26 protein-coding genes are annotated in these 26601 nt (G+C 62.6%); 10 read left to right on the top strand and 16 right to left on the bottom strand.

Going from position 1 to position 26601, the window contains the following annotated elements; all coding sequences use genetic code 11:
- Positions 1-23 precede the first annotated feature (23 nt).
- The gene (locus tag NKJ75_RS25900) at positions 24-1331 is read left to right on the top strand and encodes an aminotransferase class III-fold pyridoxal phosphate-dependent enzyme (protein WP_352500345.1); all 1308 of its coding nucleotides are present in this window, start codon (positions 24-26) and stop codon (positions 1329-1331) included.
- The gene (locus NKJ75_RS25895) at positions 1328-2359 is read left to right on the top strand and encodes a phosphotransferase enzyme family protein (RefSeq protein WP_023745656.1); all 1032 of its coding nucleotides are present in this window, start codon (positions 1328-1330) and stop codon (positions 2357-2359) included. Before NKJ75_RS25900 ends, NKJ75_RS25895 begins: the two co-directional genes overlap by 4 nt.
- A 17-nt stretch (positions 2360-2376) precedes the next feature.
- Here NKJ75_RS25895 and hpaH read toward each other — a convergent pair whose 3' ends face one another.
- Genes hpaH through NKJ75_RS25870 form a run of 5 tightly spaced genes read right to left on the bottom strand, consistent with a single transcriptional unit; the run spans position 2377 to position 6995 of the window.
- The gene (gene hpaH, locus NKJ75_RS25890) at positions 2377-3186 is read right to left on the bottom strand and encodes a 2-oxo-hept-4-ene-1,7-dioate hydratase (RefSeq protein WP_031204606.1); all 810 of its coding nucleotides are present in this window, start codon (positions 3184-3186) and stop codon (positions 2377-2379) included.
- Positions 3180-4055: a fumarylacetoacetate hydrolase family protein gene (locus tag NKJ75_RS25885; RefSeq protein ID WP_023834914.1), complete on the bottom strand. Its 876-nt coding sequence runs from the start codon at positions 4053-4055 to the stop codon at positions 3180-3182. Before NKJ75_RS25885 ends, hpaH begins: the two co-directional genes overlap by 7 nt.
- A 29-nt stretch (positions 4056-4084) precedes the next feature.
- Complete coding sequence (gene hpaD, locus NKJ75_RS25880) at positions 4085-5065, bottom strand: 3,4-dihydroxyphenylacetate 2,3-dioxygenase (RefSeq protein WP_023686936.1); 981 nt, start codon at positions 5063-5065, stop codon at positions 4085-4087.
- A 14-nt stretch (positions 5066-5079) separates the two neighbouring features.
- A complete protein-coding gene (hpaE, locus tag NKJ75_RS25875) occupies positions 5080-6597 on the bottom strand; it encodes a 5-carboxymethyl-2-hydroxymuconate semialdehyde dehydrogenase (RefSeq protein ID WP_023745659.1) in 1518 nt (505 codons plus the stop codon).
- A gap of 11 nt (positions 6598-6608) precedes the next feature.
- The gene (locus NKJ75_RS25870) at positions 6609-6995 is read right to left on the bottom strand and encodes a 5-carboxymethyl-2-hydroxymuconate Delta-isomerase (protein ID WP_023686935.1); all 387 of its coding nucleotides are present in this window, start codon (positions 6993-6995) and stop codon (positions 6609-6611) included.
- 201 nt (positions 6996-7196) lie between these two features.
- Here NKJ75_RS25870 and hpaR point away from each other — a divergent pair, with 201 nt between their 5' ends.
- A complete protein-coding gene (gene hpaR / locus NKJ75_RS25865; protein WP_023704722.1) occupies positions 7197-7592 on the top strand; it encodes a homoprotocatechuate degradation operon regulator HpaR in 396 nt (131 codons plus the stop codon).
- Between the two features lie 10 nt (positions 7593-7602).
- Here the strand turns inward: hpaR and NKJ75_RS25860 are convergent, their stop codons facing one another.
- Both NKJ75_RS25860 and NKJ75_RS25855 read right to left on the bottom strand, forming a co-directional pair.
- Complete coding sequence (locus NKJ75_RS25860) at positions 7603-8112, bottom strand: flavin reductase (RefSeq protein ID WP_023692271.1); 510 nt, start codon at positions 8110-8112, stop codon at positions 7603-7605.
- A 6-nt stretch (positions 8113-8118) separates the two neighbouring features.
- Entirely contained in the window at positions 8119-9663 is a 1545-nt protein-coding gene (locus tag NKJ75_RS25855; RefSeq protein WP_023710044.1) for a 4-hydroxyphenylacetate 3-hydroxylase N-terminal domain-containing protein, read from the bottom strand.
- A 92-nt stretch (positions 9664-9755) separates the two neighbouring features.
- Here NKJ75_RS25855 and NKJ75_RS25850 point away from each other — a divergent pair, with 92 nt between their 5' ends.
- Both NKJ75_RS25850 and NKJ75_RS25845 read left to right on the top strand, forming a co-directional pair.
- Complete coding sequence (locus tag NKJ75_RS25850) at positions 9756-10625, top strand: helix-turn-helix domain-containing protein (RefSeq protein WP_023745660.1); 870 nt, start codon at positions 9756-9758, stop codon at positions 10623-10625.
- 268 nt (positions 10626-10893) lie between these two features.
- Positions 10894-11640, top strand: coding sequence for an IclR family transcriptional regulator (locus NKJ75_RS25845; RefSeq protein ID WP_023745661.1), 747 nt, complete (start codon positions 10894-10896; stop codon positions 11638-11640).
- Positions 11641-11975: 335 nt separating this feature from the next.
- Here the strand turns inward: NKJ75_RS25845 and NKJ75_RS25840 are convergent, their stop codons facing one another.
- Entirely contained in the window at positions 11976-12701 is a 726-nt protein-coding gene (locus NKJ75_RS25840; RefSeq protein WP_023682721.1) for an SDR family oxidoreductase, read from the bottom strand.
- A 147-nt stretch (positions 12702-12848) separates the two neighbouring features.
- Between NKJ75_RS25840 and NKJ75_RS25835 the strand changes: the two genes are divergently transcribed.
- On the top strand, positions 12849-13745 hold the full coding sequence (locus NKJ75_RS25835; RefSeq protein WP_352500344.1) for an AraC family transcriptional regulator N-terminal domain-containing protein: 897 nt from the start codon (positions 12849-12851) through the stop codon (positions 13743-13745).
- A gap of 70 nt (positions 13746-13815) precedes the next feature.
- On the opposite strand, the gene NKJ75_RS25830 is transcribed toward NKJ75_RS25835, so the two are convergent.
- Together NKJ75_RS25830 and NKJ75_RS25825 are read right to left on the bottom strand one after the other, a co-directional pair.
- The gene (locus tag NKJ75_RS25830; RefSeq protein WP_352500343.1) at positions 13816-14835 is read right to left on the bottom strand and encodes an NAD-dependent epimerase; all 1020 of its coding nucleotides are present in this window, start codon (positions 14833-14835) and stop codon (positions 13816-13818) included.
- A gap of 31 nt (positions 14836-14866) precedes the next feature.
- Positions 14867-16147 (bottom strand): nucleotide sugar dehydrogenase, encoded by a 1281-nt coding sequence (locus tag NKJ75_RS25825; protein WP_023686926.1) that lies wholly within the window; start codon positions 16145-16147, stop codon positions 14867-14869.
- A gap of 102 nt (positions 16148-16249) precedes the next feature.
- On the opposite strand from NKJ75_RS25825, the gene NKJ75_RS25820 reads away from it, so the two are divergent.
- The 3 genes from NKJ75_RS25820 (at position 16250) to NKJ75_RS25810 (ending at position 19775) form a co-directional block, all read left to right on the top strand.
- Complete coding sequence (locus NKJ75_RS25820; protein WP_023667816.1) at positions 16250-16432, top strand: hypothetical protein; 183 nt, start codon at positions 16250-16252, stop codon at positions 16430-16432.
- 179 nt (positions 16433-16611) lie between these two features.
- Positions 16612-17589, top strand: a complete 978-nt coding sequence (locus NKJ75_RS25815) for a UDP-glucuronic acid decarboxylase family protein (protein WP_023667815.1) — start codon at positions 16612-16614, stop codon at positions 17587-17589.
- 224 nt (positions 17590-17813) lie between these two features.
- Positions 17814-19775, top strand: a complete 1962-nt coding sequence (locus tag NKJ75_RS25810) for a 3-hydroxyacyl-CoA dehydrogenase NAD-binding domain-containing protein (protein WP_352500342.1) — start codon at positions 17814-17816, stop codon at positions 19773-19775.
- 8 nt (positions 19776-19783) lie between these two features.
- On the opposite strand, the gene NKJ75_RS25805 is transcribed toward NKJ75_RS25810, so the two are convergent.
- The 5 genes from NKJ75_RS25805 to NKJ75_RS25785 form a co-directional block, all read right to left on the bottom strand.
- Entirely contained in the window at positions 19784-21055 is a 1272-nt protein-coding gene (locus tag NKJ75_RS25805; protein WP_352500341.1) for a cysteine desulfurase-like protein, read from the bottom strand.
- Between the two features lie 45 nt (positions 21056-21100).
- Positions 21101-21775: an amino acid ABC transporter permease gene (locus NKJ75_RS25800; protein ID WP_023667812.1), complete on the bottom strand. Its 675-nt coding sequence runs from the start codon at positions 21773-21775 to the stop codon at positions 21101-21103.
- 150 nt (positions 21776-21925) lie between these two features.
- On the bottom strand, positions 21926-22723 hold the full coding sequence (locus tag NKJ75_RS25795; protein ID WP_023682726.1) for an ABC transporter substrate-binding protein: 798 nt from the start codon (positions 22721-22723) through the stop codon (positions 21926-21928).
- A 76-nt stretch (positions 22724-22799) separates the two neighbouring features.
- Entirely contained in the window at positions 22800-23999 is a 1200-nt protein-coding gene (locus tag NKJ75_RS25790; protein WP_352500340.1) for a pyridoxal phosphate-dependent aminotransferase, read from the bottom strand.
- 155 nt (positions 24000-24154) lie between these two features.
- The gene (locus NKJ75_RS25785; protein ID WP_023686922.1) at positions 24155-24916 is read right to left on the bottom strand and encodes an HpcH/HpaI aldolase family protein; all 762 of its coding nucleotides are present in this window, start codon (positions 24914-24916) and stop codon (positions 24155-24157) included.
- Positions 24917-25036: 120 nt separating this feature from the next.
- Between NKJ75_RS25785 and NKJ75_RS25780 the strand changes: the two genes are divergently transcribed.
- Complete coding sequence (locus tag NKJ75_RS25780; RefSeq protein WP_352500357.1) at positions 25037-26128, top strand: LLM class flavin-dependent oxidoreductase; 1092 nt, start codon at positions 25037-25039, stop codon at positions 26126-26128.
- A gap of 23 nt (positions 26129-26151) precedes the next feature.
- Here the strand turns inward: NKJ75_RS25780 and NKJ75_RS25775 are convergent, their stop codons facing one another.
- On the bottom strand, positions 26152-26547 hold the full coding sequence (locus NKJ75_RS25775) for a RidA family protein (protein ID WP_023667806.1): 396 nt from the start codon (positions 26545-26547) through the stop codon (positions 26152-26154).
- Positions 26548-26601: the final 54 nt, after the last annotated feature.

The raw sequence follows: 26601 nt of genomic DNA, 5'->3' as shown, positions 1-26601 counted from the left end.
GACGCAATGGAGTTTGGTACGCAATGACCCAATCTGAGAAGAACCCGAGCGAGGAAGCGCTCGTCAAGCGGCGTGCCCGCCTGCTCGGCGCGAAATCGCAATTGTTCTACGACGAGCCCGTGCACCTGGTGCGCGGCGAAGGCGTCTGGCTCTACGATGCCGACGGCCGCAAGTATCTCGATGCTTACAACAACGTCGCCCATGTCGGCCATTGCCACCCGCATGTGGTCGAGGCCTTGTGCCGTCAGGCAAGCCTGCTCAACACCCACACACGCTATCTGCACACCGCAATTCTCGACTATGTCGAGCGGCTGACGGCGACCTTCGATGCAAGCCTCACCACCGCAATCCTGACCTGTACCGGCAGCGAGGCCAACGACATAGCGCTGCGCATGGCGCAGGCCGCCTCCGGCAATATGGGCATCATCGCCACCGACGCCACCTATCATGGCAACACGGCGGCGGTTTCGCAGCTCAGCACGCGCATGCCTCCGATCCGCGGCCGCGCCCCCCATGTCAGGCTGGTGCCGGCCCCCGACAGCTATCGCCATCCCGATGCGATGGCCAATGGCAAGGCCTTCGGCGACGCCGTGCGTCAAGCGATCGCTTCGCTGGCACAGGACGGCATTGGCCTGTCTGGCATCATCTTGTGTCCGCTGCTCGCCAATGAAGGTTTCCCGGCTCTGCCCACCGGATTTTTCGACGACGCCTTGGGGGCCGTGCGCGAAGCCGGTGGTCTGGTCATCGCCGACGAAGTGCAGCCCGGCTTCGGCCGCACCGGCAGCCATTTCTGGGGCCATCAGCGCGCCGGCTTCGTCCCCGACATCGTCACCATGGGCAAGCCGATGGGCAATGGCCATCCGATCGCGGCCGTGGTCACCACCAAGGAGATACTGGCGACCTTCCGCGACGCTTTCCGCTACTTCAACACCTTCGGCGGCAACCCGGTCTCCTGCGCGGTCGCCAATGCCGTCCTCGACGTCATCGAACAGGAAAACCTTGTCGCCAACGCGCAAGACGTCGGCGCTTATGCGCTTGGCCTGCTGCGCCCGCTGGCCGATCGGCATGAGTGCATCGGCGAGGTCAGGGGCGCCGGACTGTTCTTCGGCGCCGAGCTGGTCCACGACCGCGACACGCGCGAACCGGCGCCCGACATTGCCGAGCAGGTCGCCAATCGCATGCGCCATCGCGGCGTGCTGATGGGCAAGACCGGCATCCACGGCAATGTGCTCAAGATCCGCCCGCCCATGCCGTTCTCGCGTGACAATGCCGACTTCCTGATCGGCCTGCTGGACGAGGTGCTGGGCGAAGTCGGCGGAGTGCCGGCGTGAATTCTGTTTCCACCCAATCCGAGCCCGAAACGGCAGCCGATGTCACGGAGCTCGCCAGGCGTGCGCTCGAACATTGGGGCGTCCGCAACTCTGAGCCGGAACTTCTGAAGCACCGCGAGAACGCCGTCTTCCGCGTGCGGCTGCCGGATGGCCAGCCGGCAGCCATGCGCATCCACCGGCTCGGCTACCACACGGACGCCGCGCTGCGTTCGGAACTGCAATGGATGGGCTTCCTGCAATCCGCCGGCGTCGCCACGCCGTCTTGCGTCGCAACACAGGCCGGCGATCCGTTCGTACTTGTCAGCACGGCCACCTCGGCGCAGCCCCGGCAGGCCGATTGCCTGAGCTGGCTGGAGGGCCGCGCCGTGGGCGCACGCGGCGTGCCACTGGCCTACACGGCCGACCAGTCGATCCAGATCTTCACGGCGATCGGGCGGACCATCGCCCATATGCACAATGTCACTGCCTCGTGGGCGCCGCCCGCGGGCTTCGCCCGCCATGCCTGGGACTTCGACGGCTTCTTCGGTGCGAACCCGGTCTGGGGCCGGTTCGAGACCTCGCCCTTTCTCGATGGTCCTCGCCGCGCGCTGGTCTTGCAGGCGCGCGACAAGGCAGTGAAGGCGCTGTCGCAACATGAGCGCAGCGCGCGCAATTTCGGCATCATCCACGCCGATCTGGTGCGCGAGAACGTGCTCATCCATGACCGTGCCGTACGCATCATCGACTTCGACGATTGCGGCCATGGCTGGCACATGTACGACCTTGCCGTCGCCCTCTACCAGAACCGCGAGGAGGCGATCTACCCGCTGATCGAAACCGCTTTGCTTGACGGCTACCAGCAAGAGCGTGCGCTGACCCCGCAGGACATCGCCGCATTGCCTCTATTCGCCGCCTTGCGTGCCTTCGCGTTTCTTGGCTGGGTGCAAAGCCGCGTCGAAGGCGACATCACCAGGGATGTCGGCTTGCGCATGTCGACCATCGCAGCCGATGTGGTGATTGACTACTTGCGCGGCGAACAGCCCAACTGACGAGCCGATGAGAGCCGTCAGCTCTTGGCGAAATGGATACTGACCGTTCCCGAGCTGCCGAAGTCGGCGACGATCGTATCGCCGGGCCGCGCCTCGACCGGGCGCACGAACGATCCGGACAGCACCACCTCGCCGGCCGCGATGGACATGCCGTAGCGGGCGAGCCTGTCCGCCAGCCAGGCAATGCCCATCGCGGGATGGTTGAGCACGCCGGCGCCAAGCCCGGTCTCCTCGACCTCCGCATTGCGCGAGACGATGGCGCCGATCCAGCGCATATCGGCTTCATCGGGTCGTTGCGGCCGGCCGCCGATGACAATGCCGGCATTGGCGGCGTTGTCGGAAATCGTATCGAAGAAAGTGCGCGCCTTCTTTGTCTCGGCATTGACGCGTTCGATGCGCGTGTCGAGGATTTCGAGCCCCGGCGTGATATAATCGGTGGCGTTGAGCACGTCGAAGATGGTCACGCCTGGGCCCCTCAGCGGCGCCTTCATGACGAAGGCTATCTCGGCCTCGACGCGCGGCTGGATGAAGCGGCCGACGGGTATCGTCGCGCCGTCGTTGAAGAACATGTCGTCGAACAGCACGCCCGAATCCGGCGTGTCGATGGCGAGCGCATATTGCATCGCCTTCGATGTCAGGCCGATCTTCCAGCCCTTCGGGGTCAGCCCGGCATCGGTCTTGCGTTTCACCAGCGCTGCCTGGACGCGATAGGCATCCTCCATCGTCGCATCGGGAAAATCGAGGCTGAGCAGACGGATCTGGCGGCGCGAACGCTCAGCTTCGAACAGCCTTGCCGCGGCATCTTCAACTTGCTCGGGGGTCACGATGCTGCCTCGTCGACGACGCCGTTGCGGAGCACGCCGATGCCGTCGGCTTCGACTTCGATCACGTCGCCCGGCTTCAGCCAGATCGGCGGGTCGAAGCGGGCGCCGGCGCCGGTCGGCGTACCGGTGACGATGATATCGCCTGGCACCAGCGTGGTGAAGGTGGAGACATAGGCGATGATCTTGCGGAACGAGAAGATCATCCGGCTGGTGCGGTCCTGCTGGCGCAATTCGCCATTGACGCGGGTGGTCAGCGCGATGTCGGCAATCTGCGCCTCGTCGGTGAACGGCACCAGCCACGGACCGAGCGAGCCGGTGCGGTCGAAATTCTTGCCCTGCGTGACGTTGAACTTGGCGTGCCGTACCCAATCGCGAATGGTGCCTTCGTTGCACAGGGATAGTGCCGCGATATGGTCAAGCGCATCCCTCTCGGCGATGCGTCGTCCACCCTTGCCGATGACGATGACGATCTCGCCCTCATAGTCCAGCTGCGGCGATTCCGGCGGCCGCACCAGCGGCGCGTTGTGGCCGACGAAGGAGCGGGGGAAGCGGATGAACAGCGACGGGTTCGAAGGCGCGGCCTGGCCGTCCTTGTACTCTTCGTTGCGGTCCGGGTAGTTGACGCCGACGCAGATGATCTTTTCCGGCGACGGCACAGGGATTTCATAAGCGATGGCGCCGACTGGAAAATCGACGGCGTAGGCTTCGGCCTCTTCCGCCAGCCGCCGTAGCACGCCGGCCTCGATCACTTCGCGCAGCGTCGGCCACTGGCTGTGCCGCGCCGACAGGTCGACGACGCCCTTATCTGTGACCACGCCATAGCGCGTCTTGCCGCCGACGGTGAAGGTGGCGAGCCGCCCATGTGCAGTCATCCCGGTCTCCGTCAGGTTCGCGTCTGTGGTCACGGTGCGATGATCGGCGACGCCGTCAAATCCGGTTGGCGTGCGGCCGCGCCGGCAAAGGTGCTGCCCTCCTCGAACCAGCTTTTCGGCGCCGGCGCGCCCCACAGCGTCTGGCGCTGCGGGTCCTTGAGGTCCCACTTGATCGGCTCGAGATCCGGATCGACCGTCTGGTAGTCCGAGCAGTAGATCTCGATGCGGTGATTGTCCGGGTCTCTGACATAGAGGAAGAAGGCGTTGGAAATGCCATGCCGGCCGGGGCCGCGCTCGATATTTGCGAGGTAACCCGTCGTCGCCATCAGATCGAGCAGGTCGATGATGTTGAGCGGTGTCGGCACCCAGAAGGCGACGTGATGCAGGCGCGGACCCACACCGTTGGTGAAGGCGATGTCGTGGACGCCGCCCTTGCGGTGCGTCCAGGCCGCCCACAGCTTTCCGCTACTGGCATCCTCGGTGTATTCGGTGACGCGGAAGCCAAGCTCGTTGTAGAAGGCGACGGACTCGTCGACATTGGGCGAGAAGCAGTTGAAGTGGTCGATGCGCAGCGGCTTCACGCCCTTGTAGAGCGCATATTTCTGATGAATCGGCGGCAGCCTTTCCATTTGGGCAAAGAACTCGAGCGGAATGCCGTGCGGGTCGCGGGTGCGGAAGGTGCGCGACTGGTACTGTCGCTCGACCCACTCGACCGGCAGGCCTTTTGCCTTGAAGAAATGCTCGGCCTTGTCGAGATCCTCATCCGAAAAAACCTTGAAGCCGAGATCGCGGGCTTCGGCGCTGCCGGCCTTCTTCAGCACGATGCAGTGGTGTCCGCGCTCTTCCAACGCCCTTAGATAGATGGCTTCCGATGTCTCGTCGGTAACCTGCAGGCCAAGCGTGTCGACATAGAAGGCGCGGGATTTCGCAAGGTCGGTGACCGCCAGTTCGACATGGCTGAGGCGCACGATGTTGAAGGCGGGATAGAGGTTTGGTTTGGGCAGTGGCATGCGATGTCCTCCGGTCAGCCGCCGAGTTTCTGGATCGTGTGCGCTGAAGTGGCGAAGGCGATGTTCTTCGTCTCCATGTAGAAATCGAAGGAATGGTCGCCGCCGTCGCGGCCGATGCCGGAATTCTTGACGCCGCCGAACGGCGTCGGCAAATGCCGCACATTCTCCGAATTGACCCAGATCATGCCGGCGTCCAGCGCATCGGTGAAGCGGAAGGCGCGGGTGACATCCGACGTCCAGAGATAGCCGGTCAGGCCGTATTGGGTGTCGTTGGCCAGCGCCAGCGCTTCGGCCTCGTCCTTGAAGGAAATGGCGGTCAGCACCGGCCCGAAAATCTCTTCCTGGGCAATGCGCATCCTGTTGGTGGCGCCGGTAAACAGCGTCGGGCTGACATAGCAGCCACCGCCCGGACCGGCGAACTTGTCGCCGCCGGCGGCTACCACCGCGCCTTCCGATTTGCCGATCTCGATATAGGAAAGCACCTTTTCCTCGTGCACCGGATGGATCAGCGGACCAACAACCGTTTTGGGATCGAGCGGATGGCCAACCTTGATGCGCTTTGCCTTCTCCGCAACCAGATCCGTGAATGTGTCGTAGACCGAGGCTTCGACCAGAAGCCGCGACGATGAGGTGCAGCGTTCGCCGTTGAGCGAGTAGATCATGAACACGGCCGCATCCGCCGCACGTTCGAGATCGGCGTCGGCGAAGACGATCACCGGGTTCTTCCCGCCCAGTTCGAAATGCACGCGCTTCAGCGTATCGGCGCCTTGTTTCATGATCATCGAGCCGGTGCGGCTCTCACCGACAAAACCGATCGCCTTGATGTCAGGGTGCTCGGTCAGCGCCTTGCCGGCGTGCTCGCCGAGGCCGTTGACCAGGTTCCACACGCCTTTCGGCAGGCCGGCCTCCTCCGCGATCTCGACCAGCAGGCGAGCGGTCAGCGGCGAAAATTCGGCCGGCTTGTGGACGACGGTGCAGCCTGCCGCCAGCGCCGGCGCGATCTTCCATGTCGACAGCATGAACGGCGTGTTCCACGGCGTGATGATGCCGACCGGGCCGATCGGCACGCGCGTGGTGATGTTGACCTGGCCTGTCGTGCGCAGCGTCTCGCCGTCGCGCGCTTCCGGCGCGCGGTCGGCGAAGAAGCGGAAATTCTCGGCGCCGCGCAGCGCGGCCTTGGCCATGAATTTCAGCGCCTGGCCGGTGTCCATGCACTCGACGAAGGCGATCTCCTCGGCGCGCGCTTCGATCGCATCGGCTATCTTGTGCAGCAGCTTCTTGCGCCCGTCGCCCGGCATGGCGGCCCAGGCCGGGAACGCCGCCTTTGCCGCCTTGGCGGCGCGGTCGATATCGGCGGCACTGCCACGCGCGACCTTGGCCAGCGGCTTGAGATCGACCGGCGACATGCTCTCGAAGGTCGAGCCATCCACCGCCGGCACCGCTTCGCCGCCGATCTGGTTCAGCACGCCGTCGCGCTTGAAACGGGCCAGATAGGCCTCGGCCTTTTTCAGATTGCCTTCGAGGTCGGACATATCAGCTTCCGTCACTTGCCGCGCAGTCGCGGATGGATTGCGTTTTTCTTCCAGCTCAGTACCGGGTCGATCTCCCTGATCTCCAGGGAAAGAGCGAAATGCGGGGTCTCGAACAGGGGCCCAAGGTATTCGCTCACCGCGGCGAAGACCGCCTCCCCGGTTCGTTTCTTGTCCTGGGCGCTGCGCCCGGTTCCAATGCGAAACGACATGTCGAGGAAAGCGTTTTCCGGCAGGCTGTCGGCGATGGCATAGGCTTCCGCACGGAAGGCCCGCACCCGCACCGCGCCGGTTTCAAACAGCCCGGTGCCGAGCACGGTGCGCAACACCAGCGCGCACAATTCGCTCATGTCGACCTTGGCATCGAGGTTGGCCGAATACTCGATGGAAAAGTGAGGCACCGCGTCTCGTTCCCCGGATTGTTCCACTGTTGTAGTTAACGCGTTAATTACATGCAGCATCACTGAAGTCAAGCCTTGCATCCAAGTTGAGGCGACGATACGGGATGGAAAGGTCAGGTTTTGGCGTGCGGTCCCGCCGACCGCCCGCATCATTGGGGACGCTGCTTCTTGCTGCCTGAAAACACCCGTCGTTCTCTGCCGATGGCGCTGCTCCATGCCCGCGAAGTGGTGATGGCGCGGTTTCGCCCTATGCTGGCGGCGCATGACGTGACCGAACAGCAATGGCGTGTGCTGCGCGTTCTGAGCGAGGCCGGCCCTGTCGAGGCGACGGAACTTGCCGATCGCGCTTCGGTGCTGCCGCCCAGCCTGACACGCATCATCAAGACGCTCGAGGGCCGAAAATTCATCACCCGCAACAAGGCGGAAGGCGATGGCCGCCGTGTCGTTCTGACGATCGCCCCGGCGGGCTCCGCCCTTATCGATGCCTTGTCGCCGGAACGCCTCGTCATCTACCGCGACATCGAACAGCGCTTCGGACATGAGAGGCTCGAGCAATTGCTCGATCTGCTGGAGAGCCTGATCGCCGGCGAGAGCTGATCGCTGCGGCTCAGCCGCCAAAGCTGCCAAGCCGCGTCGGCTGCGTGTAATTGCGGTCGACATAGAGCAAGGCCGAGCCGCCGCTGCCGTGCCTGACATCGATAACGCGGCCGATCATGACATTATGCGTGCCGACGATGTGCACATCCTCGATCTCGCAATCGAAATTGACGATCGCATCGGACAGCGCCGGCGTGCCTGACGCCAGCGTTTGCCAGCGCGCCGCCGAATAGCGTGCCTCCATGTCCCTGGTCGCGCCGGCGAACTTGCCGGCTAGGTGCATATGGTCATGCGTCAGCACGTTGACGCAGAAGCGCCGGTTGGCGAGGAACATGGCGGCCTGCGTCGAGCGGCCGTTCATGCACACCAGCAGTGTCGGCGGTTCGTCCGACACACTGCACATGGCGGTGGCGGTGAAGCCGCCGCGCCCGGCCGGACCATCTGTCGTGACGATGTTGACCGGCGCGCAGACCCTTGCCATGGCGTCGCGGAAATCGGCCTTCGAAATCTGCGTGGCCATCTGACATCACCCGGCCGTAGAAGCGAGCGGATTGAGCCAGGTATCTCCCGTCCAGCCGTTCTCGTCATAGTCGGCCATGCAGGTGTCGACCAGTTCTTCCATGGCCTTCAGGCGGCCGCCGCGTTCGGCGCCCTTCAGCACCTGCAGCCGCACCTCTTCCGGCGCACCGGCATAGTTGAGTTCGTAGAGTGCGTGGCGGCCGCCGAACTCGGTGCCGGTCGCGTCCCACAACAGTTTCATGATCTTGATGCGCTCGACATGGCCCATGTCGTTGGAACCGCGCACATATTGCGCGAGGTATTTGTCGATCTCGGGATTGTTGAAGTCGCGCACCGATGACGGCAGGTAGATCAAGCCGGAGGCGATCACCCGGCGCACCGTGTCGATGACGCGCGGATAGGCTTCCGACATGAAAGTCCGGTAGGCAAGGGCTGCTTCCAGGTTGGGCAGGACAGCGCCATTCGCCCACGGGATCGGATTGTAGGCCATGGCGTTGGAAAAGCTCCAGAACATGTGCCTGAGCGCGATGACCTCGCCCAGCGCCGCCTGGTTGCCTCGGAAGGCATCGCCGCCGGTGGCGCGCAGCGCCTTGGCTAGCAGGCCGGCGAGGAAGTCGAGCTTGACGGCAAAGCGTGTGCAGCCCTGGAAGCAATAGCCATGCATGAAGCCCGAAGCTGGATGGAAGGACAGGATTTTCTGCGCGTCGCGCAGCACCAGTACGTCCTCCCAGGGGATGAAGACATTGTCGAGCACCAGGATGGCATCGTTCTCGTCGAAGCGCGACGACAACGGATAGTCGAACGGAGCCGCCGCCGTGTTGGCCGTCTGCTCATAGGAGACGCGGCAGAACATCTTTACCCCCGGCGCATTCATCGGCACGATGAACATGACCGACAGCGACGGATCTTCGGTGACCGTCGCCGAACTCTGCGCCAGGAAATTGTAGTGGGTCAGCGCCGAGGACGTCGCCACCACCTTGGCGCCGGAGACATAGATGCCGGCGTCGGTCTCCTTGGTGATGTGGACGAAGACATCCTTCACCTGTTCGGCCGGCTTGTGCCGGTCGATCGGCGGGTTGACGATGGCGTGGTTCATGAACAGCACGGCTTCCTGCGCACGCTTGTGCCAGGCGAGCGCATTGTCCTTGAACGGGCCGTACCAGTCGGCATTGGCGCCGAGCGTGTTCATCAGTGCCGCCTTGTAATCGGGCGTGCGGCCCATCCAGCCATAGGACATGCGTGACCACTCGGCGATCGCGGTCTGCTGGGCCGCGAGTTCGCCGGAGGATTTGGCGACGCGGAAATATTTGTGGGTGTAGCCGCCCGAACCGGTATCGGTAGGCGAGGTCAGCGTGCCCTGCCGCTTGGGATCGTGCAGCGCATCATAGAGGCGCGCCAGCGACCGCGCCGAATTGCGCATGGCCGGATGGGTGGTGACATCGGCAATGCGCTCGCCGTTGATGTAGACCTCGCGGCCGTCGCGCAGGCTCTCCAGATACTCGGCCCCGGTGAACGGGCGCCCATTGTCGGCACGAAAGTCTTCCGATCGCATGATGTTCCTCCACTTATGGCATCAACTCTAGCGCTCCTGGCAAGGATCGGTTAGGACGTAACGGCAAAACCGATTGGACTTTTTCCGGCGCCATGAGCCTCAATTCCATTCCTGATTTCTTTGTCTATGGCGAGCCGGTGCGGCCGCTCGATGTCGGCTTCCTGCATGTCGAGACGGTGCTTGCGCGCAGCAACATTCATCTCGGCCAGGTTGCCGCGCACAAGCATCCGCAAATGGGCCAGATCACCTACTGGACAAGCGGCTCCGGCACTTATCGCATCGAAGACCAATCCTGGGACTTTTCGGCACCGTCCGTCAGCTTCGTGCCGAGCACTATCGTGCATGGCTTCTCGATCGGGCCCGGCACCGACGCCATCGTCGTTTCGGTCGCCGATGATGCGCTTGCGGCAATAGCAGCTCACAGCCTGCTGCCATTGGACCGGCCCGTCTTTGCCGATAGCCTTCCTCAGCACGTCGCGTGGAAAAGGCTTGCGGCGGTGCTGGAGATGATCGCCACCGAATATGCCGAGGCGCAGGCCGGGAGTGACAAGACCCTGCCGGCGCTGATTGCCGTCGCGCTCTCGCACATCGCGCGTCTTGGTCCCGAGGTAATGGATCCCACTGGCTCTTCCGATGCTGCATTGGCGCGCGGCTTGCGCCGCCTGGTCGATGCGCATTTCCGCGACAACTGGCCCGTCGACCGCTACGTCGGGGCGCTGGCCACGACACCGCATCTTCTCGACAAGGCCGCCCATACGGTGCTTGGCAGCGGCGTCAAGCGACTCATGGGGGAGCGACGGTTGCTGGAGGCCAAGCGCTTGCTGCTATTCACCGTGCGCACCGTCGAGGACATCGCCTACGAAATCGGCTTCGAAGATCCGGCCTATTTCTCACGCTTCTTCCGGGAGCGGGTTGGCCAGGCGCCCGCCGCCTGGCGCCGCGCGCAGCTGGGGCAGAGTTGAAGCTTCCGCGCCGGCCAGGATCAGGCGTTTGGGCCGACACGCCGGCCAGGCACGGCGCCGCCGAGTTGATCCACCTGTTGATAGGTGTTGCCGCGCAGCATTACCCCGCGCACGGCGCGGCGCATCGAGATTGATGTCGCCGCGAAACTTGCTGGTGTTTTTTGTCGCTTCCAAACGGTTCGTTATTTGAACCACCGTTTGATGTGCTATGAGCGGACTGCAAGGTGGATTGGCTTTCGTCCCATGCGAAGTATCTTGAGGATGCACGATGAGCACAGTCGGCAAAGCGATATCGCTGCTGGAGCAGTTCACGCTCGGCGAACCGGAGATCGGCCTGTCCGAGCTCGCCCGCAAAACCGGCCTCGACAAGGCGACGGCGCGGCGCCTGCTGATGGCGCTGGCCGACCACCGCCTGATCGAACAAGAGCCGGCAAGCCGCCGCTACCGGCTCGGCGCCGGCCTGTCGCGGCTGGCCCGGTTTCGCGACGCGCATTTTCCCTTCGTGCGCGTGGCAGCACCTGTGGTTCGCGAGCTGGCGCTGGAAACCGGCGAGACGGTGCATCTGTCGGAATTCAGCGCCGGCGCACTGCTGACGGTCCATGTCGAGCTGTCGGCAAAGGCCAACCGGGTCAATGTCGATGTCGGCCAGGTGCTGCCCTTGCACGGCACCGCCTCCGGCATCGCCTTTCTCGCCGCTTCGCCTCGGGAAGCGGCCGAGGCCTATGTCGACAAGCCGTTGCCGACCTTCACGCCACACACGGTGACGCAGCCCGACAGGCTGATGAAGGCGATCCGGCTTGCCGCCAAGCGCGGCTATTCCTCGAGCTCCCAAGGCTATGAAGAAGGCGTGCACAGCATAGCCGCGGCAATCCTCGGCTCCGATGGGCGTCCTCTCGGTGCGCTCGCGGTGGCCTCGCCTGCGTCACGCGCCGATGACAGCATGGCGGCCAGCCAGGGCGAAGCGGTGATCCAGGCGGCGCGGCTGATTTCAGCGCGCCTGGCCGGCGAAGCCTGACATCTCTACCGTCGGAGGGGAGATGATTAGCGGGTTAAGTTCCCAGCGGCGCACCGGCCTTGCCGCGAGACCGGAACGCTTCGTCTGGGACAGGCGGCTGGAGCGCAGCAAGGAAGAATTGTTGTCGCCCGCCCGAGCGTCGCCCACGATCTCGGAAATCGCCTTTGCTTGCGGGTTCAATTCGAGTGCGCATTTTCGCGCGCGTTCGAGAGCCGGTACGATGTGGCCCGCGGGAGTTGCGCCAGAGGCTGAGGGCGGGTGCATTAAGGGGTGGGCCGTTTGCCGATCTCGGATAGCGCCCTAGCTCGCCGAAAGCCGGCATCCGGCAGCAAGTTCTACATATTGGCAGCGGTTGGCCGCACGATCACTTCGTTGACGTCGACGCCATCGGGTTGATCAAGCGCAAAACGGATCGCCCGTGCAATGGCGTCCGGTGTGAGCGACTTCTGCCGCCATTCTTTCAGAGCCGTGGCGACCTGAGGATCGCTGATATCGTCGCCCAGTTCGGTTGCGGTCACTCCGGGGGAGATGATCGTGGCGCGGATGTCGTCATGCTCCTGCCGCAGCCCCTCGGTGATTGCCCAGACGGCATATTTCGTGCCGCAATAGACCGCCGCGGTGGGCAGCACGATATGCGCGCCGACCGAGGCGACATTGACGATATGCCCATTCTTCTGGGCGACGAAGCGCGGCAGCACCGCGGCGATCCCGTTCAGCACGCCGCCGATGTTGACATTGATCATGCGAGACCACTCATCGCGCTTCAGCGCGGCAAGCGGCGACAGCGGCATGACGCCGGCATTGTTGACCAGCACATCGATCTGCCCGAATTCGGCATGAGCGGCATCGGCAAAGGCGTCGAAATTCGCCGCGTCAGTCACGTCGAGTTCGCGCCACGCGACGCCTTTGCCTATTTCTGCGGCCAGCGCCTTGAGCCGCTCGGTGCGGCGGGCCCCGATGAACAGTCTGGCGCCGGCACCGGCAAGTTCCCGAACCGTCGCTTCGCCGATGCCGCTGGAGGCGCCGGTGATGAGTACAACCTTGTCTTTAAGTCCCGTCATGATCGTTCCTTTTTCGCTGCGGTGACGGGGAGATAGATGGCGGCGAACCGGCAAAGGGCGGTAGCGTGATCGTCCAAAGAGTTTGCACGATCCTCCAAATGAACTCGAAATGCCTTGCAACATTTCGCGCCATGAAGATTATGCGGCATGGGGAAAATCAATGAACTCGCCGAGCTGATCACCCGCTTTGCGCCGAAATCTGGCATGGCCGGCACTGCGGTGCCGCGGCTGTCGCTCATTCGCGCCAACCAGCCCAGTGCACCCGTGCCTGCGGTCTACGAGGCGTCGCTTTGCATAATCGCCCAAGGATCGAAGCGCGTCTCGCTGGCCGACCAGAGCGTGGTCTATGACGCATCGAGCTACCTGCTCGTCTCGGTCGACCTGCCGCTGGTCGGGCATGTGTTGGAGGCGAGCCCGGCGGCGCCCTACCTCTGTTGCAAGATAGATTTTGATTCCACCGCGCTGGCCGAACTGCTTGTGAAAGAAGGACGTGCATCCCCCAGCAGGGATCTGCCGGTGTTAGCTGCCTATCCAAGTGACCCCGACCTGATTGATGCCGCCTGTCGGCTTGTCAGGCTGCTCGATCGCCCCGAGAGCATCACCGTGCTGGCGCCGCTGATCGAACGCGAAATCCTTTACCGGCTCCTCACCGGACCGCACGGTGACACGCTTCGCCAGATGGCGTCGGTGGACAGCCACCTGAGCCAGGTCAGCCGCGCCATCGCCACGATCCGCAATCATTTCCAGGCACAACTGCGCATCGAAGACATTGCGGCGGCATCAGGCATGAGCGCGTCGTCCCTTCATGCCCATTTCAAGGCGATTACGCGCATGACCCCGCTCGAATACCAGAAGCAGCTGCGCCTGCAGGAGGCGCGAAGGATTATGCTTGCCGGCGGCGCAAACGCAGGCACGGCCGGGTTCGCGGTGGGCTATGACAGCCCTTCGCAGTTCAGCCGAGAATATCGTCGCCTGTTCGGTGCGCCGCCCCGGAAAGATATTGACCGCCTTCAGGCAACACCCAGTTCGGCTGCGGCTTATTGAGTTTTCCGAGCGGCATGCGCCAGCCATGGCTGGTCAGGAGCCAGCCGCCTCCAGGTGGCGAAGCGTCCGATCATGCTCGGTAGAACTCCCGGTACCATTCGACAAAGCGCGGAACCCCTATTTCGATCGGGATTTTGGGCTTGAAGCCGGTCGCCTCCTCGAGCGAGCTGACATTGGCGAAAGTTGCCGGAACGTCGCCTGGCTGAAGTGGCCTGAGGTTGCGGTTTGCCTTGCGTCCCAGCGCGTCTTCGAGCACCTCGATCAATCGGTTCAGTTGAACGGGCGAATTGCCGCCGATGTTGTGAATCCTGAACGGGGAGTTGCTGGTCGCTGGGTCTGGCGCGACACTTTTCCACTCAGGATTGGGTGTCGCGGGTTGCTGCATGACGCGGATAATGCCTTCGACAATGTCGTCGATATAGGTGAAATCCCGCTGCATATTGCCATAGTTGAAGACCTCGATCGGCTCGCCAGCGAGGATAGCCTTGGCGAAGATGAACAGCGCCATGTCCGGCCGCCCCCACGGACCATAGACGGTGAAAAAACGCAGCCCGGTGGTCGGCAGTCCAAACAGATGGCTGTATGTGTGCGCCATCAGCTCGTTCGCCTTCTTGCTTGCCGCGTAAAGGCTGAGCGGATGGTCCGCCGGATCGTGCACGGAAAACGGCATGCGGGTGCTGCCGCCATAAATCGAACTCGACGATGCATAGACCAGATGGCCGACCGACGCCTGCCGGCATCCTTCCAGGATGTTGACAAAGCCGCTGAGGTTGCTTTCCACATAGGCGTGCGGATTGCTGATCGAATAGCGTACGCCGGCTTGCGCCGCGAGATTGACGACAACCTCCGGCGCGGCCGAAAGAAAGAGCTCCGAAATACGGTCCCGCTCCGTGAGATCGGCATGCTCGAAACAAAAATTCGAAAACGCTTTCAGCCGCTCGAGACGAGCCTGCTTCAGGCTGACGTCATAATACTCGTTCATGGAGTCGAGGCCGATAACCTGGCGTCCTTCGGCAAGCAGCCTCAGGCAAAGATGAAACCCTATGAACCCGGCTGCGCCGGTGATCAGTATCGGCCTGCTTGATGTCACTGCATATCCTAGCGTTAATTTCAGGCGAGCTTTACAAGCTCCAGTATTTTATGTTGTCGGGAACTTCATTGGGCTTGATGGCCGACTTGACATCGAACAGTGTCCCCCCCGGCCTGATCATTTGAAAAAGACGCGCTCTTTCGTTGGTGAGATATTGCCTGTGAGGCACCGCCAGAACAAGCGCCTGCAAATCGTTTATCTCATCGAGCGGCAGGATTGTTTCGCCGTGATCACGCCGAGCGGTTTCGACATCGGCAAGGGGATCATGGACTTTGGGGACAATTCCGAACTGCCTTAGTTCCTTGACCATGTCGAAAACGCGGCTGTTGCGCAAATCCGGCACGTCCTCCTTGAATGTCAGCCCGAGAATGCCGACAGAAGCCCCTTTGACGGGCGTGTCAGAACCAATCAGCCGTTTGACAACCTGCTGGGCGACGAAGGCCCCCATGCCGTCATTGATGCGACGTCCGGCGAGGATGATCTGCGGATGGTAACCTTCGGCCTCGGCCTTGGCGGTCAAATAATATGGATCGACGCTGATGCAGTGGCCGCCGACGAACCCCGGTTTGAAGGGAAGGAAGTTCCATTTCGTCGACGCAGCATCAAGAACATCCTGCGTCCGGATATCGAGCCGCTCGAAGATCATTGCCAGTTCGTTCATCAGCGCGATGTTCAGATCGCGCTGGGTGTTCTCGATAACCTTCGCTGCCTCGGCCACCTTGATCGACGGGGCGCGGTAGACGCCGGCATCGATGATACGGCCATAAACGTTCGCGACGCGCTCCAGCGTCTCGTTATTCTCGCCGGAGACGACTTTGACGATCTTTTGCAGCGAGTGTTCTCGATCGCCGGGGTTGGCGCGTTCGGGCGAATAGCCGAGGGCAAAGTCGCGGGGATGTCGCAGGCCGGAAACCTGCTCGATGATCGGCCCACAGAAATCTTCGGTCACACCTGGATAGACTGTCGACTCAAAAACGACGACGGCGCCTTTGCTCACCGCCTCGCCGACGAGTTCGGACGCCAGTTTCAAAGAAGCTAGATCGGGAGCGCGATTTGCGTCGATAGGGGTTGGCACGGCGACGATGAAGAAAGTAGCGCCTTTCAACATCTCCCGGTCGGTGGTCAGCCCTATCGAGGTCTCCTTGAGCGCCGTTGCGTCAACTTCCCCCGTACGATCGACGCCGCCACGCAATTCCCCGATCCGACGCTCGCTGATGTCAAAAGCTATGGTGCCGGGGAAAACCTTCCCAAAGGCAATGGCTACCGGCAGGCCGACATAACCCAGGCCGATAACTGCAATGCGTTCGGACATCCGTGGGGTTCCTCGAGCCACCTGTTGAGCCGACGTGCTTGTATGGCAGGCTGTTGGCCAATTCAACGATGCTCTATCGCGAAGAGGAATGTCTCACGAAAAATGGTCGTTGCCATTTTCATGTTGCCATCCGCCGATGCCATCGATGTTGTGGATAAAATCCAGCAGGACCGGGTTTCGAGCCACTCTCTGCTGCGGATTGGGGTGAACCGTCAGGTTCTGCCGGCCATCTACGCAGCGGCGGCCCTGACGACAGGGCTGATATTCTCTGCTGCCAATCCATAGGCCACTATCGGCCTCAATCGTGCCTTCTGATCAAACCAAATGCCCGGATCGGAATTCGCATCGGCACCGAGCGGATCTGCGAAATTTCAGTTTGGTCCTTGTGCATTGGCTGCGGACACGTCGTATCCTGCGTGTGGCGACCGATATCTGGTCGATCAGCATTTGCCTGGGAGCAGAAATTGGCCAGACTCTATGACAGCCGCAGACGCATTCTCGTTACCGGGGGCGCAGGGTTTATCGGCTCGCATCTTATTGACCGCCTGTTGGAACGAGGCGACGAAATCTTGTGTGTCGACAACCTTTTCACCGGATCAAAGCGCAATATCGACCATTTGGCCAAGCATCCCCGCTTCGAATTCATGCGCCATGACGTGACCTTTCCGCTCTACGTCGAAGTCGATGAGATTTACAACCTGGCGTGTCCGGCCTCGCCTGTTCACTACCAGTACGACCCGGTTCAGACGATCAAGACCGCCGTGCACGGCGCCATCAATGTTCTTGGACTGGCAAAGCGGCTGAAATGCAAAGTCTTTCAGGCCTCCACCAGTGAGGTCTATGGTGACGCGTCTGTGCATCCGCAGCCCGAGAGTTACTGGGGCAATGTAAACCCGATCGGGCCGCGCTCATGCTACGATGAAGGCAAACGCTGCGCCGAAACGCTGTTCTTCGACTATCACCGACAACATGGCTTGTGGGTCAAGGTCGCGCGGATTTTCAATACGTTCGGGCCGCGCATGCACCCGGCAGACGGCAGGGTTGTCTCAAATTTCATCGTGCAGGCGCTTCGTGGTGAACCGATAACCATTTTCGGCGACGGCTCACAGACAAGGTCGTTTTGCTACGTCGACGACCTGGTGAGCGGCATGCTGCGCCTCATGGATACGGGGCCGGAGGTGACCGGTCCAGTAAACATCGGCAATCCAAGGGAAGTAACGATCAGGCGCTTGGCCGAACTGACGACGCAGATGACCGGATCAGGTTCGGATATAATTTACCGCGATCTTCCGCAAGACGATCCGCGGCACCGCCAGCCCGATATCACCCTTGCCAAAAGGCTTGTCGGCTGGGAGCCGACGGTGACTTTAGAAGCCGGGCTGCAACAGACGATCGACTATTTCAAAGCCCTGCTGCCGAAGGTTTCCACAAACTCGCCTTGACCCGGCACCGCAGTGCAACCGTCAAGTCTGACCGATCACCGTCGTGGTAGCGACGCCTTTTGCAGTCGACTCCGGTAGGCTTGAAGTTTTTCGAATTCTAATTATTTTAAGCTTGAAATTATTTTGAAGATCCATGGCGCTTCATCCGTCCGAGCCGGGACACCGGCATTTGGCGGAGAGCAGAAGGAGGAGGAAGATTTGCCGTCGTTCCGGGATAAAACTCCATGAACACAGCACGATTTTCCGAGAGTGTCACAGGCAAGATCGTCGATGGCGTTCTCGTCGTCACGATCGAAAATCCGCCGGTCAACGCGCTGTCCTTCCATGTCAGGGCCGGACTGATGGCTGCGCTTGGGCGTGCGGCGTCGGATGAAGTGTCTGCCGTGGTGCTGACCGCCATTGGGCGCACCTTCATCGGTGGCGCCGATATCAAGGAATTCGGCAAGCCCGCTGTCTCGCCCACACTGCCTGACGTGATCGAAGCGATCGAGAGCTTCGCCAAACCGATCGTGGCGGCAGCAGGCGGCGCGGCGCTCGGCGGCGGCTGCGAGATTGCGCTGGCCTGCCACTACCGGGTGGCCAGCAAGGCGGCCAGCTTCAGCCTGCCCGAGGTCAAGCTCGGGTTAGTGCCTGGGGCCGGCGGAACCCAACGCCTGCCCCGCCTCATCGGCACGGTCGCCGCAATTGACCTGATCGGCACGGGTCGGCCCGCAAATGCCGACGAAGCGCTCGCTCTCGGTCTGATCGATACCATTGCCGACGATCTTCCCGAAGGCGCGCTCGACGTCGCCCGCCATCTCGTCGGCCAACCGCTGCGGCGCACGGGTGCGCTTTCCGTCCCGCGCTCGCAACCTGAGGCCGACGCGGCAGCCGCAAGAAAGGTGCTTTCCCGCAGCCGTGGACAGATCGCGCCTGCAGAGGCCGTGAGACTGGTCCGGGCCGCGTCCACGGCCAGACTTGAGGACGGTCTTGTGCACGAACGCGCGACCTTCCTGCGCCTCCGGGATTCTCGCGAGGCGGCAGCGTTGCGCCACGTCTTCTTTGCCGAGAGGCAAGCCAGCAAAGTCGACAGGCTGGAGGGTGTCACGCCTCGCAAGGTCGAGACCGTCGGTATCGTCGGAACCGGCCTGATGGGTGCAGGCATCGCGGTCTCGGCCTTGAATGCCGGCTATCGCGTAATCGGCATCGAGCAGAACGACGACGCCGCGGCAAAAGGATACGAGCGTATCGCCGGGCTTCTCGACAAGTCGGTCCAATCCGGCCGTCTCACCGATCATGCGCGCAGGGAGGCGCTGAGCCGGTTTGAAGCGGCCAGCGACGCCGGCAGGCTGGTGCAGGCCGATCTGGTCATCGAGGCAGTGTTCGACGATCTCGCGGTAAAAACCGAACTCTTCCGGAAGCTCGAACGTATCGTCCGCCCCGACGCCATCCTTGCGACCAACACCAGCTACCTCAACCCCGACGAGATCGCCTCGGCAACCGCCCGGCCCGAACGGATCGTCGGCCTGCATTTTTTCTCCCCGGCCAACGTCATGCGGCTCACCGAAGTGGTGGATTGCGCGGCGACGGCGCCCGATGTGCTCGCCTCGGCGATCGCCTTCGTCAGGAAGCTCGGCAAGCTGCCTGTCGTGTGCGGCGTTACCGAGGGTTTCATCGGCAACCGCATCTATTCCGCCTACCGCCGCGAGGCGGAGTTCATGGTGGAGGATGGCGCAGCACCCGATGAGGTGGATGCCGCGCTGGAGGCCTGGGGCTTCCCGATGGGGATCTTCGCGGTCAACGATATGGCTGGGCTGGAGATAGCCTGGGCGCGGCGCAAGCGACAGGCGGCGATGCGCGATCCGCAAGCACGTTATGTCGAAATCGCCGACCGGCTGTGCGAGGCCGGCCGCTTCGGCCGCAAGACCGGGCGCGGCTGGTACGATTATTCGGACGGCGAACGCAGGAGCGACCCGCAAGTAACGGCGCTGATCGAGGCCGTGCGAGCGGCCAACGGCATCGTGCCGCGCCGCTTTTCGTCCGATGAGATCGTCACGCGCTTACTGGCGGCAATGGCCGAAGAGGGCAAGGCACTGCTGGCCGAAGGCATCGCGGCGCGTGCCTCCGACATCGATCTGGTGATGATCAACGGCTATGGCTTCCCGGCCCACAAGGGCGGGCCGATGTTCCACGCCGGAGACATCTGACGATCGAGCTAAGACAGCTTGGCGATGACGGCGCGCAGGGCTTCGCCGAAACGCCTGACCTCGTCGACCGTGTTGTAATGAACCAGCGAGGCGCGGATGGCGCCGCTGTCCATCGACAGGTTGAGACGCTTCATCAGCCGGGGCGCATACATATGGCCGTCGCGGATGCCGATCTGCATGTCAGCCATTTCCTCGACGATCCGCTGCGGCGACAGCTTGCCGATGTTGAAGCAGAATGTCGGCACGCGTTCGTTGATGCGGGCTTCCTCGGCGACGCCGTAGATCGTGGCATTGCATCCCTTGAGCACGGCGAGCATCTCACGCGCCAGGAGCACTTCGTAATCGCGGATGGCGCCCATGCCGGCAACGACGTTGTCGCGCCGCGAGCGGTTGTTGGAGGGCGCCAGATTGCGGCCGATCAGTTCCAGGTACTGCACTGCGGCATCCATGCCTGAGACGTTCTCGTAGATGAAGGTGCCTGCCTCGACCTTGTAAGGCGGCTCGTCGGGGATGAAATCCTCGCGGAAGGTCGGCAGCCGCTTCAGCGTTTCGAAGCGGCCCCACAGAAAGCCCATATGCGGCGAGAAATTCTTGTAGCCGGAGCAGACGAGATAATCACAGTCCCAGGCCTGCACGTCGATCAGCCCGTGCGGTCCGTAATGCACGCAGTCAAGGAACACTTCGGCGCCGGCCGCATGCGCGATCGCGGCCACCGAAGCGACGTCGACGATCGAGCCGATCGAATGCGCGGTCACCGTGCAGGCGACGAGACGGGTGCGATCGGAAACCAGCGGCTTGAGGTCGTCGACATGCAGGTTGCCGTCCTCGCGCATGCGCCACCATTTGAACTTGGCTCCGGCGGGCTCCAGCGCCAGCCACGTGGCGATGTTGGCGTCGTGGTCCATATCGGTGATGACGATCTCGTCGCGCTCTGTGTCCTTGGCCAGCATCTGGCCGATGCCGAGGCTGACCAGGCGAATGAACGAGGTGGCGTTCATGCCGAAGCAGATTTCCGACGGACTGTAGGCGTTGATCAGCAAGGCCACGCTCGTCCGAGCATCCGCAACCGATTGGTCGACCGTGACCGAGCGCCCATAGCGACCACCACGCTGCACATTGTGCGAGACCAGGTGATTGGTCACCGCGTCGAGCACGCTCTGCGGGATCTGCGCGCCGGCGGCGTTGTCCATGAAGATGAAATCACCGGCGCGCTGCAAGGCCGGAAACATGGCGCGGATGGGGTCGACCGGAAAGCCGCCGGCGGCTTGGGAATTGCTCAACTGTATCTCCTGCGAATGGCTTGGGAAGCGGGACGGTTGATGAGGTCAGCGCGTCTTCTCGGTCTTGAAGCGGTCTTCGAGCAGGCTGACGAGGCGGACCATCGGCCAGAGGAAGATGAGATAGACCAAAGCGGCGCCGATCAGCGGCGAGGGATTGGCATAGAGCGACTGCGCGTTGGTCGCTTCCTTCAACAGTTCAGGCAGCGCAACGGTGGAAGCGAGCGACGTGTCCTTGAACATCGAGACGCAATTGCTGGTCATCGGCGGGATGACGACGCGGATCGCCTGCGGCAGCACCACCTTGCGCAAGGTCAAAAGGAAAGGCAGGCCGAGCGCCTGTGCTGCCTCGAATTGGCCTTTCGGAATGCTCTCAATGCCGGAGCGGAACACTTCTGCTGAATAGGCCGACATGATGATGGCGAACGCCGTCACGGCGGAGGCCCAGGACGACAGACGGATGCCGAGGAAGGGCAGCGCATAATAGATCAGGATCAGCACCACCAGCACCGGCAGGGCGCGGAAGATGTCGGTGTAGCCGACCGCCAGCCAGCGCAGCGGCTTCGGCGCATAGAGCCGCAACAGGCTGATCCCCAGGCCGATGGGAATGCCGATGCCGATACTCAAAATGCCGAGCAGCAGCGTGTTCAGGAAGCCACGCAACAGCGCCGGCAGGCTGGACATTATCACGTCAGGATTGAAGAAGGTGTCGATCAGCGACATGGGAGCGTTCCCGAACCCCAGAGCAAAGGATGCTCAAGTTAAAACCAATCGACCTTGCCTCCGATGAGGCTATCCGTGCGGCAGCAGGCGCCGGAGCGTGAAATGAATCGTGCCGGCCTGGGAGCCGGCACGATTTAAGTGCATTGCCGGTCAGGCCTTGGGCAGCGGCATTTCCTTGACCGTCGAGGAATCGGCTGGCGCGTCGCTGCCGAACCACTTCTTGTGGATCGCGGCCAGCGTTCCGTCCTTCTTCATCGCGGTCAGCGCGTCGTTCAGCTTGCCGAGCAGCGGATGGTCCTTGCTCATCATCAGGCCGTACTGTTCGCCGGTCTTGATGCGCTGCTTGACCTTGAGGTCCTTCATCTTGGTGAAGGAGTATTCCATGCCCGGAATATCGCTGACGGCGGCGTCCACGCGGCCCGCGCTGAGGTCGAGCAGCAGATTCTGCTGCGTGTCATAGCCCTTCACGTCGCTGTAGCCGTCAGCCTCCTGATGCGCCTTGACCCAGGTCTCGCCGGTCGAGCCTGAAAGCACGCCGACGATCTTGCCCTTGAGGTCGGCCTCGGTGTTAACAGCGCTATCGGTCTTCGTCGCAATGCCCATGTCGGAGTCATAATAGGGCTGGGTGAAGGACAGCGTTTTCAGTCGCTCCGGCGTGATGGTGATCGAGGAGATCGCGACATCGATGCGATTGGAACTGACAGCCGCGAACAGCGCCTGGAAGCCGAGGTCGGCAATGTCGGTGGTCATGCCGGCACGCTTGGCCGCTTCGTTGACGATGTCGACTTCAAAGCCCTCGAACGTGCCGCTCTCGTTCTTGTATTCGAAGGGCGGATTGGTCGGGTAGGCGCCGACATTGAGCACATCGGCGGCAAAGGCGGTGGCCGGGCCGGCAGCGATGCCGATCGTGGCGGCGAGAAGAAGCAGGTTGCGACGAGTGAAGCTCATTTTGTGTTCCCTCTGGTTGTGATCGGGCGGGTTTGCTCCCGCACGGTTTGTTGCCGTCCCACCTCCCAGCGGGGCGTCAATTCATGGCGGCGACCATGCGCTCGAGCGCGGTCGCTATCTGGTCGCGTTCACGGCACACGCACATCCGCAGGAAGGCCGCTGCCGAATTTCCAAAGAGGTGGCCGGGAGCCAGCCCGACGCGCGCCGTCTCCAGTATCCTGGCGCAGGCCTGCCGGGCGTCGCTTTCGCCGTCCATGGCAAAGAAGGCATACATGCCTCCGCGCGGTTTCGTCGGCAGGATGATGCCGGGAATCTGGGCCAGCCTGTCATAGGCAAGGTCGAGGCCGGTTTTGATCCGCTGCCTGATCTCCTCGACCAGCGGCTCGCCTTGGCGGATGGCGGCGACAGCGCCTGCCTGGATAGGCGCGGCGGTGCCGCTGTTGATGTACTGCGTCATGGCGCCAAGCTGGTCGGCCACCCCCGACGGATGCGTCAGCCAGCCGATGCGCCAGCCGGTCATCGCCCACGCCTTCGAAAAACTGTTGACCGACAGCACCCGGTCGCCATCCTCGGCGATCTGCAGGATGGAAGGAGCAACATTGCCGTCGAAATAGAGCCGGCCATAGACCTCGTCGGAGATGATCCAGATGCCGGTGCGCCGGCTGAAGTCGAGCAGCGCCTGCATCTCCTCGCGCGACGCGGTCCAGCCGGTCGGGTTGGACGGCGTCGACAGGAAGATCGCGCGTGTGCGCGCATCGCAAGTGGCGAACAGCCGGTCGAGATCGAGATGCCAGTCGCCCTTGAAGTCGAGCGAAAACGGCCTTGGCTCGCCGCCCATCAGATGGATGGCGTTGTGGATGTTGGGCCATTGCGGCGCGACATAGACGACGTTGCTGCCGGTATCGACCAGCAGTTCCAGCGCCAGGTACAGCGCCTGCATGCCGCCGGGCGTGACCGTGGTGCGCGCAATCGGGATCGTCCGGCCGTGAATGCGCGTTTGGTATTCCGACAGCGCCTCGTTCAGTAGGGGGTGCCCACGCATGTTAGGGACGTAGAACGTCTGGCCTTCATCGAAGGCGGCCTTCGCCGCGTCGCGGATGAAAGCGGGCGTCACCATGTCGCCTTCGCCGTACCAGAGCGCGATCACGTCGCCCAGTTCTCGGGCGCGCACGGCAAGGTTGGCAATGTTTTCGGTGTGCAGGTCACGGATCTGGGCACGTACGCCGTCGAAAGCATAACGCGCGCTGGACGATGACTGGGGCAGTATGAACGACAAGGACTGAAACCCCTCCCACCCGGAGCACCGCGACGGACTGCCCGGCAAGCCCCACCGGCACGACAGTCGCCATCGAGTTTGGATGCTATCCAATGTGCTGCGCTTTTCAAGGAAAAAGTTTTAAGCTTAAAAAGTTTTTGCCCGATCCCGCCCGTCTACCGCAGCTCGGCGCGCGCAGCGGTGCAGTTGGCCGCAGCGCCGGCGCCAAGAAACATCGTATCGCTGGCCAGCACGAAGAAGCTCGCGCCGATAGCGGCCCACTGGCTGATCGTCTGTGGGCTGGCGCAAAATATACCCGATGTCCTGCCATGCGCGACGGTCGCGCGGATGATCCTTGTGATCGCCTCATTGAGCTTGTCCACGCCTTTCGGCCCGATCGCATCGATCGACACGGAGAGATCGCCGGGGCCGACGAAGACCACATCGATGCCGTCTATGGCCGCGATCGCCTCGATGTTGGCCAGCCCCTCCGATGTCTCGACCTGGACCGCGACGACCACCCTATCATTGGCCGCGGCCAGATATTCGGGAATGCGATAGCCATAGCCGGCCGCGCGGCCAGGCCCGACGCCGCGCTCGCCCAGCGGCGGATAGCGCGAGGCTTTCACCGCCGCCTCGGCCTGAGCAGCGGTCGAGACGCGCGGCACGAGCACGCCTTGTGCGCCGCTGTCGAGCGCCGCCTGGATAGCTTCCGGCGCATGACCGGGAACACGCACCATGGCCGGCACGCGATGCACGTCGGCCGCGCGCACCATGGTTTCGATCGTGTCGCGCGCGATCTGGGCATGTTCCCAGTCGATGCAGACGAAGTCGAGGCCGGTGAGCGCCATCACTTCGACGGCGACGGGATGGGGAATAGCGGCGAAGGAGCCGACGAGATTGGTCTTGCCGATGCACTTCTGACGGAACGCGCTCATATCCATCCCCTTTTCCCCTCCAAATTCATATCCGCAATCGGCGGCGAGGCGAAGCTATTTCAGGCTTGAAATATTTTTGCGCGGGCCTAGCGTGTCGGTCTCCCGCCACGAGTTCCCATGATGATCAAAACGCATCCCCTGCACGGCTCGAACAAACTGAAGCTCGGCGTCTTTTCGACCAATGCCGATGGCGGTCTGGCCATCACCGATGTGCCGGAACGCTGGACGGCAAGCTGGCAGGACAATTTGACGGCGGCGCAGATCGCCGACCGCGCCGGGCTGGAATTTATGCTTCCGATCGCGCGCTGGCGTGGCTTTGGCGGCCGCAACAAGGTGCGCGAATGGTCGTTCGAGACCTTCACCTGGGCAGCAGCTCTGGCGGTGGCCACCGAGCAGATCGGCCTGTTCATGACCGTGCATGTGCCGCTGGTGCATCCGCTCTATGCCGCCAAGGCGCTGGCAACTGTCGACCATATCAGCCAGGGCCGCGCCGGCTTGAACATCGTCTGCGGCTGGAACCCGAAGGAATTCGGCATGTTCGGCACGCCTTTGGTCGAGAAGGGCTACGACCAGGCCGCCGAATGGATCGAAATCCTGGAAAAGCTCTACGCCTCGGACCAGCCTCTGGACTATGAAGGCACCTACTATCGCCTCAAGGAGGCGGTGAGCCGGCCGGCGAGCCTGCAGGTTCCACGCCCGGTGACCATGAACGCTGCTTTCGGTGGCCCGGGCCGGGATTTCGCCGCCGCCCGATGCGATTATCTGTTCACGACCTTTTCGGAAATGAGCGATGCCGGCAAGCATGTCGCCGACATCAGCGAGCGGGCCGACAAGGTTGGCCGCAACGTCGGCGTCTACACGGTGGCGCATGTCGTCTGCCGTCCAACCATGGAAGTGGCGCAGGCCTACTACACGCGCTATGCCGTCGATCTGGCCGACCACGATGCGGTCGATGCCCATATGGCCGGCAAGAAGGAGTTCTCGCAGTCGCATGACCCGCATGCCTATGACCGCTACCGGCAGCGTTTCGCCGGCGGCGCCGGCACCTACCCGCTGGTTGGAACGCCGGAGACGATCGCCGCCGAGATGGCTGCCATTGCCGGGCATGGCTACCAGGGCATCGCGCTGTCGTTCGTCAACTACACCCAGGAATTGCCCTATTTCTGCGACCATGTGTTGCCGCTGCTGAAGCGGGCGGGGCTGCGCTGCTGATCAGTCAGGGAATAACGAATTCGTTAATCCGGAATAACGGCGGTGGCCTGAATCTCGATTTTGGCGCGATCTTCCACCAGCGCCACCACCTGCATGGCGGCCATCGCCGGAAAATGCCGGCCGATCACCTCGCGATAGGCTTCGCCGATGCCCTTGAGGTTGCCGAGATATTCGGCTTTGTCGGTGAAATACCAAGTCATCGCGGTGATGTGGCGTGGCTCCGCGCCGGCTTCCGCCAGCACGGCGACGATGTTTTGCAGCGTCTGCCGCACCTGGCCGGCGAAATCGTCGGTCTCGAACTGGCACTGTCCGTTCCAGCCGACCTGTCCGCCGACGAAGACGAGCCTGCCGCGCGCAGCAATTCCGTTGGCGTAGCCGACCGGTTTCGCCCAGCCCTCCGGCTGCAGGATCTCGTGCATTTTCAAGCCTCCCCGGTATTCTTAAAGATCAATCTCAAATGAAATACATCGCCG

Origin of the sequence: Mesorhizobium sp. M0058, from assembly GCF_040323095.1 — a bacterium.
Classification (GTDB): domain Bacteria; phylum Pseudomonadota; class Alphaproteobacteria; order Rhizobiales; family Rhizobiaceae; genus Mesorhizobium.
Note: the sequence above shows the minus strand (reverse complement) of the source record. Positions and strands in the feature narration are given on the sequence as shown.

Bases quoted from the DNA above. Each gene is read 5' to 3' on its own strand.
- NKJ75_RS25900 (WP_352500345.1), top strand. From the start codon at position 24: ATGACCCAATCTGAGAAGAACCCGAGCGAGGAAGCGCTCGTCAAGCGG.
- NKJ75_RS25885 (WP_023834914.1), bottom strand. From the start codon at position 4,055: ATGACTGCACATGGGCGGCTCGCCACCTTCACCGTCGGCGGCAAGACG.
- hpaD (WP_023686936.1), bottom strand. From the start codon at position 5,065: ATGCCACTGCCCAAACCAAACCTCTATCCCGCCTTCAACATCGTGCGC.
- hpaE (WP_023745659.1), bottom strand. From the start codon at position 6,597: ATGTCCGACCTCGAAGGCAATCTGAAAAAGGCCGAGGCCTATCTGGCC.
- hpaR (WP_023704722.1), top strand. From the start codon at position 7,197: ATGGCGCTGCTCCATGCCCGCGAAGTGGTGATGGCGCGGTTTCGCCCT.
- NKJ75_RS25860 (WP_023692271.1), bottom strand. From the start codon at position 8,112: ATGGCCACGCAGATTTCGAAGGCCGATTTCCGCGACGCCATGGCAAGG.
- NKJ75_RS25855 (WP_023710044.1), bottom strand. From the start codon at position 9,663: ATGCGATCGGAAGACTTTCGTGCCGACAATGGGCGCCCGTTCACCGGG.
- NKJ75_RS25850 (WP_023745660.1), top strand. From the start codon at position 9,756: ATGAGCCTCAATTCCATTCCTGATTTCTTTGTCTATGGCGAGCCGGTG.
- NKJ75_RS25845 (WP_023745661.1), top strand. From the start codon at position 10,894: ATGAGCACAGTCGGCAAAGCGATATCGCTGCTGGAGCAGTTCACGCTC.
- NKJ75_RS25840 (WP_023682721.1), bottom strand. From the start codon at position 12,701: ATGACGGGACTTAAAGACAAGGTTGTACTCATCACCGGCGCCTCCAGC.
- NKJ75_RS25835 (WP_352500344.1), top strand. From the start codon at position 12,849: ATGGGGAAAATCAATGAACTCGCCGAGCTGATCACCCGCTTTGCGCCG.
- NKJ75_RS25825 (WP_023686926.1), bottom strand. From the start codon at position 16,147: ATGTCCGAACGCATTGCAGTTATCGGCCTGGGTTATGTCGGCCTGCCG.
- NKJ75_RS25820 (WP_023667816.1), top strand. From the start codon at position 16,250: ATGGTCGTTGCCATTTTCATGTTGCCATCCGCCGATGCCATCGATGTT.
- NKJ75_RS25810 (WP_352500342.1), top strand. From the start codon at position 17,814: ATGAACACAGCACGATTTTCCGAGAGTGTCACAGGCAAGATCGTCGAT.
- NKJ75_RS25800 (WP_023667812.1), bottom strand. From the start codon at position 21,775: ATGTCGCTGATCGACACCTTCTTCAATCCTGACGTGATAATGTCCAGC.
- NKJ75_RS25795 (WP_023682726.1), bottom strand. From the start codon at position 22,723: ATGAGCTTCACTCGTCGCAACCTGCTTCTTCTCGCCGCCACGATCGGC.
- NKJ75_RS25785 (WP_023686922.1), bottom strand. From the start codon at position 24,916: ATGAGCGCGTTCCGTCAGAAGTGCATCGGCAAGACCAATCTCGTCGGC.
- NKJ75_RS25780 (WP_352500357.1), top strand. From the start codon at position 25,037: ATGATCAAAACGCATCCCCTGCACGGCTCGAACAAACTGAAGCTCGGC.
- NKJ75_RS25775 (WP_023667806.1), bottom strand. From the start codon at position 26,547: ATGCACGAGATCCTGCAGCCGGAGGGCTGGGCGAAACCGGTCGGCTAC.